Raw genomic sequence first — 9,658 nt, 5'->3', positions numbered from 1 at the left:
CCCAGATTTTATAGCCTGTACCGGCCCGTTCGCAGGTGAACCCACGAACAGCCCGGTACAGGCTATCGCCGATTACAGCTCGACGCAGTCGAACTTCACATCGGTAGCCACGTCTTCGTCGTAGTTGACGTCAGCACGCTCGAAGCCGAACAGGTTGAGGAACTGCTTCTTGTAACCGGCATAGTCGGTCAGCTCGAACAGGTTCTCGGTGGTCACCTGTGGCCACAGGGCCTTGCAGGCGCTCTGCACGTCGTCACGCAGTTCCCAGTCGTCCAGACGCAGGCGGCCCTTCTCGTCGACTTCGGCCGGCGCACCGTCGGCACGGTACATGCGGTCGCGGTACATGCGGTCCAGCTGGTCCTGGGTGCCTTCGTGAACGCCCTTCTCCTGCATGATCTTGAAGACCATCGACAGGTACAGCGGCATCACCGGGATGGCCGAGCTGGCCTGGGTGACCACCGACTTCAGCACCGCCACGTTGGCGCCACCCTTGAGTTCACCGGCCAGTTTCTGGTCCAGGCGCAGGGCGGTTTCGTCCAGGTCCTGCTTGGCCTGGCCCAGCGCCCCGTGCCAGTAGATCGGCCAGGTAATGTCACTGCCGATGTAGCTGAAGGCTACGGTACGAGCCCCTTCGGCCAGCACGTCGGCGCCCGCCAGGGCGTCGATCCACAGCTGCCAGTCCTGGCCGCCCATGACGGTGACGGTGTCGGCGATTTCCTGCTCGGTGGCCGGCTCGATGCTGGCCTCGATGATGGTGTCCTTGTTAGTGTCGATGGCGGTCGACTTGTACGGCTGGCCAATTGGCTTCAGTGCCGAACGCACCAGTTCACCGGTCTGCGGCAGCTTGCGCACAGGCGAAGCCAGCGAGTAGATGACCAGGTCAACCTTGCCACCCATTTCGTTCTTGATCAGTTCGATGACTTTGGCACGGGCCTCGTCAGAGAAGGCGTCACCGTTGATCGACTTGCTGTACAGGCCCTCGGCCTTGGCAAACTTGTCGAAGGCGGCGGCGTTGTACCAACCAGCAGTGCCGGCCTTGGTTTCGGTGCCTGGTTTTTCGAAGAACACGCCCAGGGTGTCGGCCTTGAAGCCGAACGCTGCGGTAATGCGGGCCGCCAGGCCATAGCCGCTGGAAGCACCGATGACCAGGACCTTCTTCGGGCCATCCTCGCGCACGCCCAACTTGCGGGTGGCTTCGATCTGGTCACGGACGTTGAGCTCGCAGCCCTTCGGGTGAGTCGTGGTGCAGATGAAACCGCGAACCTTAGGATGAATGATGGCCAATGTCTGTACCTCGTCAGGTTTATGCCGGGGAAGCGCCGTTTGAGGCGATTCCGATTGATCAGAGGGTGAGACTACCCCCGCAGGTTATCCGACACATATTACGGGGTGATCATGGGGATGCAAAACCGGGGTTCTTCTATCCCGGCCTCTTCGAGGGTAAATCCGCTCCCACAGAGACCGCGCTGCCCACAAGGTCTGTGCAATTCCTGTGGGAGCGGCTTTAGCCGCGAAGAGGCCGGCACAGGCATACTCAATCGCGGCGCCGACGGCGCCCGGTAATCATCGACCAAGGCAGGTTTTCCCGCAGGCGCACGCTCTCGTAAACGGCCGCCAGCACATGCACGCAAACCAGCACCAGCACAGCATCGGCCAACCCGCTGTGCAGATCAGTCGGCCAGTCCTCGCCCCACAAGGCATCCACCTCCTGCGACGCCCATCCGGTCAGGACCAGGCCGACAATGCCGGTCAGCATCAGCAACATCACCAAGGCGCCAATCGGCGAATGCCCAAGGCGATGACAAGGCTCCCCCCGCAGCAGCTTGCGGGCATGCCCCGCCAGACGCGACGGGGTTGGCCAGAAGTCAGCCCAGCGCGCGCTACGTGGCCCGACAAAGCCCCACACCAGGCGCAACACCACGCAGGCCAATGCGTAGTAGCCCAGCCACTGGTGCCAGTTGTCACCTTCTTCGTTGAAAAAGTAATCAGCGAAGAACACACCGGCGATCGAGAGATGGCACAGCCGCAGGAGCGGGTCCCACAGCTGCACCGTGCCGTTGCTGTTCAATCGTGGTACTCGGACTTGACCGCCTTGCCGGTCACCGGGTCATGGTAGATCTCGACCTTGCGGCCGTCCTTGTCGAAACCGTAGATCTCGTAGCAGTTGCCCTCGGTCACCTTGAACTTGTTGATCTTGTAGCCCTGTTCCTTGAGCTGCGCCTGGAATTTTTCCTGGTCTTGCCAGGTGCTTTTGTCAGCGGTGGTGCATTGGGTGGCGGCGAATGCTGTGCTGCTGCCGATCAGGATAAGCAGGGCTATCAGGATACGCATGGGAATGAGCTCCATTCAGTTGGGTGAAAACAGCACGGGAAACAGCTTAGTTGGATAGCGCGCCTGGTGCTCATTGATTTGCTTTTCACATCAATCAGAAAGAAAAACAAACTTAACAAATAAGCCAAAGCCACCGATGCTTGGGCATTACGCCCATCGCACGGAGAACAACAACATGAACGACGTGGTCATTGTCGCCGCAACCCGTACCGCCATCGGCAGCTTCCAGGGCGCCCTGGCTACGGTGCCTGCGGTCGACCTCGGTGCCGCCGTGATCAAGCGCCTGCTGGAACAGACCGGGCTGGACCCGGCGCAGGTCGACGAAGTGATCCTTGGCCAGGTACTCACCGCAGGTGCCGGGCAGAACCCGGCGCGCCAGGCCGCGATCAAGGCCGGCCTGCCCTACAGTGTTCCGGCACTGACCCTGAACAAGGTCTGCGGCTCGGGCCTCAAGGCCCTGCACCTGGCGGCCCAGGCCATTCGCTGCGGTGACGCCGAGGTGGTGATTGCCGGCGGCCAGGAAAACATGAGCCTTGCCCCTTACGTGATGCCTTCGGCACGTACCGGCCAGCGCATGGGCCATGGCCAGCTGATCGACAGCATGATCACCGACGGTTTGTGGGATGCCTTCAACGACTACCACATGGGGATCACCGCCGAGAACCTTGTGGACACGTACAGCCTGAGCCGAGAGCAGCAGGACGCCTTTGCCGCAGAATCGCAGCGCAAGGCGGTGACGGCTATCGAGGCCGGGCGTTTCGATGACGAAATCACGCCGATTGTGATGCCGCAGAAAAAGGGTGAGCCCAAAGTGTTTGCGCGCGACGAACAGCCACGCCCGGACACCACCGCTGAATCCCTGGCCAAACTGCGCCCTGCGTTCAAGAAAGACGGCAGCGTCACTGCGGGCAACGCCTCCAGCCTGAATGACGGGGCAGCCGCCGTGCTGCTGATGAGCGCCGCCAAGGCCAAGGCCCTTGGGCTGCCGGTACTGGCGAAGATCGCAGCCTATGCCAGTGCCGGCGTAGACCCTGCAATCATGGGTATCGGGCCGGTTTCCGCGACCCAACGTTGCCTGGAAAAGGCCGGCTGGCAGTTGGCCGAACTGGACCTGATCGAAGCCAACGAAGCGTTTGCCGCACAGGCGCTGGCGGTGGGCAAGGCACTGGAATGGGATGCGGCACGGGTCAACGTGAATGGCGGGGCGATTGCGTTGGGCCACCCGATTGGTGCATCCGGCTGCCGGGTGCTGGTGACCCTGTTGCACGAGATGATCAAGCGGGATGCGAAGAAAGGCCTGGCCACCTTGTGCATTGGCGGTGGGCAAGGGGTGGCGCTGGCGATCGAACGTTGATCACAGCCTGAGTTGAACAGGCCCTTGCTGGCGCCGACCACCAGAACTCTCATCGCATCACTCCCTGTCGATTTGAATCGGAGTAGGCATTCTAGGGGGATTGAGGATCAAGCGGCGATAGCGACCTGTTTCAGCGCGTTATTCAGGGCCCTGACCAGTACAGCCACTTCCTGGCACTTCTGCACAGCCAGGTCCACTGGGCTGTGCAGCAACGCGCAAGATGGCGCCACCCACAGCCGCTCACCCAGACGCTCGTGGGCATCGCGCAGCAGGTCCAAGGTCTTTTCCAGGTCGCACGGCGAAGCATTGCGGCCGTCGACCAGGCCCAGCGACAGCACCTTGTAGGCCGGAAGGCGGTCGAGCATGGCGGTGTACTGGTCGGGCGCCTGCACCAGGTCGATGTGCAAGCCATCGACCGGCAGGTTCGCGGCCAGGCCAAGGTTGCCTTCAAGGCCACCCGCGTAAGTGGCGATCAACTTCTTCAACGGTGCGCGCTGAAGAATGTTGTAGCCGCGCTCGTAGGCGTTTTTCCAATCTTGCGGCAACTCAAGGGCGAGGATCGGTTCGTCGATCTGCACCCATTCAACGCCCAGGGCAGCCAGGCGGTTGAGAGCTTGGTCATACAGTGGCAGCAGGCTGTCGAGCAGCTCCAGCTTGTCGACATCACCGGCCTTGGCTTTGGCCTGCCACAGGTAGCTCAACGGGCCCAGCAACACCGGCTTGACCGCATGGCCAAGGGCTGTGGCTTGGGCTACTGCCTCGAAAAGCTGTTCCCAGTTCGGGGCAAACTGCTGGTGGTCACCGGCCAACACCTGGCCGTACCAGGCAATGTCGCCGACTGGCAGCAGTTCAATGCCGGCGTCTTTCTGCACCTGCCACAGCTCATTGTCGCAGCCGGTGTGTGGAAAGCCCAGGTTGTGTGCCAGTGCCATGTCTTGTCCCTTCAGCATGCATAAATGATTGAGGGGATTTTCCGGTTCTCGGACCGTTGAGACAAACTCATTAAATTTGAGATGAACTCAAGATTTCTTCATGATCATGTTCATGTCTCAATCAGAGCACCATCCTGCGCATCCGGACATGACCCGGTCCGCCTTGTGCCGCACAATGGCACCCTGACCACACCAGGTACCCGGCCACATGAGCCTGCTGAAAACCGCGCTGCGCGAACAGAATTTCGTCTGCGTGATGGAATTCGTCCCCAAGCCTTCCGCAGAACGCTTCGCCGCCATGGAAGCGATCATGGCCCGTGCGCACCTGTGTGGCTGGCCGATGACCGTGGCCATCGGCGACCGTGTCGGCAGCCCGCTGGACATGTCGCCGCTGGACGCCCTCGCCTCGTTCAGCAACCCGGTGCCTGCCCTGCCGCACTTTTCCGGCAAGGACCGCGAACGCCACCACCTGCTCGCCCAGTTGCAACGCATGGACGCCGCCGGCCTCGACCAGCTGTTACTGCTGACCGGCGACCGCCTGCCCGGCCACGAGCCTGGCCAGCGCCCGGTGCGTTATCTGGAGTCGGTCGCCGCCCTGCAAATCGCTCGCCAGGCTTGCCCACACTGGCTGCTGGGCGCTGCACTGAACCCGTTCAAGTACCACGAGGAAGAAGGCGGCGCCCAGTATTTCAAGGCCGAGAAAAAGCTGGCAGCGGGCGCCGACTTCCTCACCCTGCAACTGGGGTTCGATGGGGATAAACACCAGGAAGCCATGCACTGGATGCGCCGCCAGGCCACGCCCAAGCCCATGCTGGCGTGCCTGATGAGCCTTACCCACGGGCGCGCTGCGATGCTCGACCACGTGGCTGGTGTTACCGTCACACCGTCCATGCGCGACATGCTCGAAGCGGAGATCGTGCAGTCCAAGGCCTTTGCCCAGGCACGCAGCGTTGACCGCCTGGCCTTGCAGATCATCGGCGTGAAGCTGATGGGTTACGCCGGCGTACACCTGTCAGGGGTTCACGAACTCAAACAACTGCTGGCCCTTGAGGCCCGCATCGAACACTGGCAAGCCCGGATCCACACCCTGGATCAATGGGCGCCGGCGTGGCGCGCCAGCTGGCAGATGCCCGGCCTGCCGGCAGTCACCTTCCATCCGCCGCAGGCGGGTTGGCGCCAGGGCGAGTCAAGGGTCGATGCTTCGCTCAAAGAAAAAGCGCGCTATCACCTGATGCACGGCATGCATTCATTGCTGTTCAGCCGTCGCAATAGCCTGAGCAAGGCATTTGGCTGGGCGGTGCGCCAGCGGCTGTGGTCCACGCCCGTTGGCGCACAGGTGTTGCACAAGGTGGAGCGCGCAGTGAAACGGCCATTGGTGGGCTGCGACACCTGTGGCCGCTGCCGCCTGGAAGACACGTTGTACATCTGCCCGGAAACATGCCCCAAGGGCCTGGCCAACGGCCCATGTGGCGGTACCGCACTGAACCGCTGCGAGTTCGGCGACCGTGAATGCATACACAGCATCAAGTACCGCACGGCCAAGGCCGTGCGGCAAACTGCAGTGCTCACCGAGCGCCTGATCCCCTGCATCGAAGTCGAAACCCGCCACCGCAGCTCGTGGCCGCAGTGGTTCGCGGCGCAAACGCCGCGCCGGCTCAGCCCGCAGCCAACGCCTCGAAGCCAGCCCGAATCGTAGCCTCTGGCAGGTCATCGGCGATGAACACCATCACGCTTTCGCGGGTTTCACCTTCAGCCCACTCGGCATCCCAGTCGAAGCCGTAAAGCTTGAGCACACCCTGGAACACCAGCTTGCGGTCCTCTCCGGCAATGTTCAGCACGCCCTTGTAACGCAACAGCTGTTTGCCGTGGGTTTCAAGCAGGTCATTCATGAAATCGCTGAGGCGGTCGATGTCCAGCGCGGCTTCCGTGCGCAGTACCAGTGTGGAGATGCGGTCTGGGGTAGCAGGCTTGAGTAGCGGACGCAGCACGGGTTTCAGGTTCGCGCCCAGGTCGGGGTTGAGGTTGAATCCACGCACATCCAGTAGCTCAGCCAGGTCGATGCGACCGTGTTCGACCACTCGGATTGCGGCACGACCATTGATGCGGGCCAGGCGTTCGCGCAGGGCTTCTACCGCAGCCGCTTCGACCAGGTCGGTCTTGCTCAACAGCAAGCGATCGGCAAAGCCGACCTGGGCCTGGGCAATGGTTTGGGTCAGGTGCAGTTCCGCATGAGCCGCGTCTACCAGGGTGATGATGCCGTCGAGGATGTAGCGCTCACGCAGTTCCTCGTCGATGAAAAAGGTTTGCGCCACCGGCGCCGGATCGGCCAGGCCTGTGCATTCGATTACCAGGCGGTCGAAGGCGATTTCGCCTGCGTCCAGGCGTTCAAGCAGCAGGTACAGCGCGCGCGTGAGGTCGCCGTGGATGCTGCAGCATACGCAGCCGTTGGCCAGGGTCATCACCTGCACCGGTTCGTCGCCCAGCAGTTGGCTGTCAATGCCAGCCTCGCTGAACTCGTTTTCGATCACGGCGAGTTTCAGGCCGTGCTCGGCCTTGAGCATGTGCTTGAGCAAGGTGGTCTTGCCGGCACCGAGGAAGCCAGTGAGCACAGTTACGGGAATAGGCGTCTGCACGCAGTAAATCTCCTGAAGCTGAAATGACTGTGGGAGCCGGTTACCCAGGCTCCCACAGGTTCACACGTGTCGCAGGCTCAACAGCACTTGGGCCCGGACTTGCCACCGTAACGCGCTTCCTGACGTTCGCGGAAAAATTCCTCGTACGTCATCACCGGCTTGTCCGGGTGCGTCTTCTGCATGTGCTCGACATAGTTGTCGTAGTCGGGCATGCCGACCATCAGGCGGGCTGCCTGCCCCAGGTATTTACCCAGTCGACCCAGGTCGTTGAACATGACTGCATTCCTCTCGATTACGCGTCAGGCAGTGCCTGGAACGGGGTTTCCTTGTCGGTACGCTCCTTGCGGCCCAGGGCGGCATAGCCAACCTTGATGGCGAAGAACAGGATGCTGAACACCACCAGCAGGAACAGAATCGTCAGGCCCGCGTTGGTGTAGGCGTTGAAGATCACATGCTGCATCTGCCCGATGTCCTTGGCCGGGGCCAGTACCTGGCCGGCGTCCAGCGCGGTGCTGTATTTCTTGGCCAGGGCCAGGAAGCCAACTGCCGGGTTCGGGTCGAACAGCTTGATCAGGCCTGCAGCCGTGGTGCAGATCAGCAGCCAGACCGCCGGCACCAGGGTGACCCAGATGTAGCGCTGACGCTTCATCTTGATCAGCACCACGGTACCGAGCATCAGGGCGATACCGGCCAGCATCTGGTTGGAGATGCCGAACAGCGGCCACAGGGTGTTGATGCCGCCCAGCGGGTCGATCACACCTTGGTACAGCAGATAGCCCCAGAGTGCCACGCAACCTGCGGTAGCGAGCAGGTTGGCCCCCCACGATTCGGTGCGTTTGAGGGCCGGCACGAAGCTGCCCAGCAGGTCTTGCAGCATGAAGCGACCGGCACGGGTACCGGCGTCCACCGCGGTGAGGATGAACAGCGCCTCGAACAGGATCGCGAAGTGGTACCAGAAGGCCATGGTGTTCTCACCCGGCAACACCTGGTGCAAGATCTGCGCGATACCGACCGCCAGGGTAGGCGCACCGCCGGCACGGGCCAGGATGGTGTGCTCGCCGATGTCACGGGCGACGGCTTCAAGCTGCTCAGGCGTAATCAGGAAGCCCCAGCTGCTGACCGTCTGCGCCACCGATGCCACGTCTGCACCGACCACGGCGGCCGGGCTGTTCATGGCGAAGTACACACCCGGCTCGATCACCGAAGCGGCGACCATGGCCATGATGGCGACGAACGACTCCATCAGCATACCGCCGTAGCCGATGTAGCGGGCGTTGGTTTCGTTGTCCAGCAGCTTGGGCGTTGTTCCCGAGGAGATCAGCGCATGGAAGCCGGACACCGCACCGCAGGCGATGGTGATGAACAGGAACGGGAACAGGGTGCCCTTCCACACCGGGCCGGTGCCGTCGGTGAACTGGGTCAGCGCCGGCATTTTCAGCTCGGGCGCGATGATCAGGATACCGATGGCCAGGCCAACGATAGTGCCGATCTTGAGGAAGGTGGACAGGTAGTCACGCGGCGCCAGCACCAGCCATACCGGCAGCACGGCGGCAACGAAGCCGTAGCCCACCAGCATCCAGGTGATCTGCACGCCGGTGAAGGTGAAGGCCGGGCCCCACACCGGGTCCGCAGCGATTACACCGCCCAGCCAGATCGAGGCCAGCAGCAATACCACACCGACCACCGAGATTTCGCCGATGCGGCCCGGGCGGATGTAGCGCATGTAGATGCCCATGAACATCGCGATCGGGATGGTGGCCATCACCGTGAACATGCCCCACGGGCTTTCGGCCAGGGCCTTGACCACGATCAGCGCCAGCACCGCCAGGATGATGATCATGATCAGGAAGCAGCCAAACAGGGCAATGGTGCCCGGAATGCGGCCCATCTCCTCGCGCACCATGTCGCCCAGCGAGCGGCCGTTGCGGCGGGTAGACAGGAACAGGACCATGAAGTCCTGCACCGCACCGGCCAGCACCACACCGGCAATCAGCCAAAGCGTGCCGGGCAGGTAGCCCATTTGCGCGGCAAGCACCGGGCCGACCAGGGGGCCTGCGCCAGCGATGGCGGCGAAGTGGTGACCGAACAGAATGTGTTTGTTGGTCGGGACGTAGTCCAGGCCGTCGTTGTTGAGCACCGCCGGCGTGGCCCGCCGCGGGTCGAGTTGCATCACCTTGGTGGCGATAAACAGGCTGTAGTAACGGTAGGCAACCAGGTAGATGGCCACTGCCGCGACCACGATCCACAAGGCGTTGATCGCCTCACCGCGACGCAGGGCTACCACACCCAGCGCGCAGGCCCCTATGACTGCCAGCGCCAGCCACGGAAGGTGGCGTAGCAGGCTATTATTGTTGTTCATGGTTTGCTTCCAGCTGGTGGATTGGAAAGACCGCCCACCGAGTCTAGGG

Annotated in this window: 9 protein-coding genes; 2 read left to right on the top strand and 7 right to left on the bottom strand. The window is 62.3% G+C overall.

Annotated features, from left to right (window positions below):
• Positions 1-72: 72 nt before the first annotated feature.
• The 3 genes from fabV to PM2_RS25570 all read right to left on the bottom strand — a co-directional run bounded on the left by fabV (position 73) and on the right by PM2_RS25570 (position 2,331).
• Positions 73-1,284, bottom strand: coding sequence for an enoyl-ACP reductase FabV (gene fabV / locus PM2_RS25585; RefSeq protein ID WP_016713467.1), 1,212 nt, complete (start codon positions 1,282-1,284; stop codon positions 73-75).
• A 250-nt stretch (positions 1,285-1,534) separates the two neighbouring features.
• Entirely contained in the window at positions 1,535-2,068 is a 534-nt protein-coding gene (locus PM2_RS25575; protein WP_028699868.1) for a cytochrome b/b6 domain-containing protein, read from the bottom strand.
• Positions 2,065-2,331 carry a PepSY domain-containing protein gene (locus PM2_RS25570; protein ID WP_028699867.1) on the bottom strand — a complete coding sequence of 89 codons (267 nt, stop codon included), beginning with the start codon at positions 2,329-2,331 and terminating at the stop codon, positions 2,065-2,067. Before PM2_RS25570 ends, PM2_RS25575 begins: the two co-directional genes overlap by 4 nt.
• Before the next feature lie 175 nt (positions 2,332-2,506).
• Here PM2_RS25570 and PM2_RS25565 point away from each other — a divergent pair, with 175 nt between their 5' ends.
• Positions 2,507-3,685, top strand: coding sequence for an acetyl-CoA C-acetyltransferase (locus PM2_RS25565; RefSeq protein WP_016713463.1), 1,179 nt, complete (start codon positions 2,507-2,509; stop codon positions 3,683-3,685).
• Positions 3,686-3,792: 107 nt separating this feature from the next.
• On the opposite strand, the gene PM2_RS25560 is transcribed toward PM2_RS25565, so the two are convergent.
• Positions 3,793-4,617 (bottom strand): 5-methyltetrahydropteroyltriglutamate--homocysteine methyltransferase, encoded by an 825-nt coding sequence (locus PM2_RS25560; RefSeq protein ID WP_028699866.1) that lies wholly within the window; start codon positions 4,615-4,617, stop codon positions 3,793-3,795.
• A 208-nt stretch (positions 4,618-4,825) separates the two neighbouring features.
• Here PM2_RS25560 and PM2_RS25555 point away from each other — a divergent pair, with 208 nt between their 5' ends.
• Positions 4,826-6,313 (top strand): methylenetetrahydrofolate reductase C-terminal domain-containing protein, encoded by a 1,488-nt coding sequence (locus PM2_RS25555; protein WP_028699865.1) that lies wholly within the window; start codon positions 4,826-4,828, stop codon positions 6,311-6,313.
• Here the strand turns inward: PM2_RS25555 and yjiA are convergent.
• From yjiA to PM2_RS25540, 3 genes are all read right to left on the bottom strand, one after another.
• A complete protein-coding gene (yjiA, locus tag PM2_RS25550; RefSeq protein WP_028699864.1) occupies positions 6,273-7,250 on the bottom strand; it encodes a GTPase in 978 nt (325 codons plus the stop codon). The genes PM2_RS25555 and yjiA overlap by 41 nt on opposite strands.
• Positions 7,251-7,327: 77 nt before the next feature.
• Positions 7,328-7,525: a YbdD/YjiX family protein gene (locus tag PM2_RS25545; RefSeq protein ID WP_016713459.1), complete on the bottom strand. Its 198-nt coding sequence runs from the start codon at positions 7,523-7,525 to the stop codon at positions 7,328-7,330.
• Between the two features lie 17 nt (positions 7,526-7,542).
• Positions 7,543-9,609, bottom strand: coding sequence for a carbon starvation CstA family protein (locus PM2_RS25540; protein ID WP_019098817.1), 2,067 nt, complete (start codon positions 9,607-9,609; stop codon positions 7,543-7,545).
• Positions 9,610-9,658 lie beyond the last annotated feature (49 nt).

The organism is Pseudomonas monteilii NBRC 103158 = DSM 14164, from assembly GCF_000730605.1.
Classification (GTDB): Bacteria; Pseudomonadota; Gammaproteobacteria; order Pseudomonadales; family Pseudomonadaceae; genus Aquipseudomonas; species Aquipseudomonas monteilii.
Note: the sequence above shows the minus strand (reverse complement) of the source record. Positions and strands in the feature narration are given on the sequence as shown.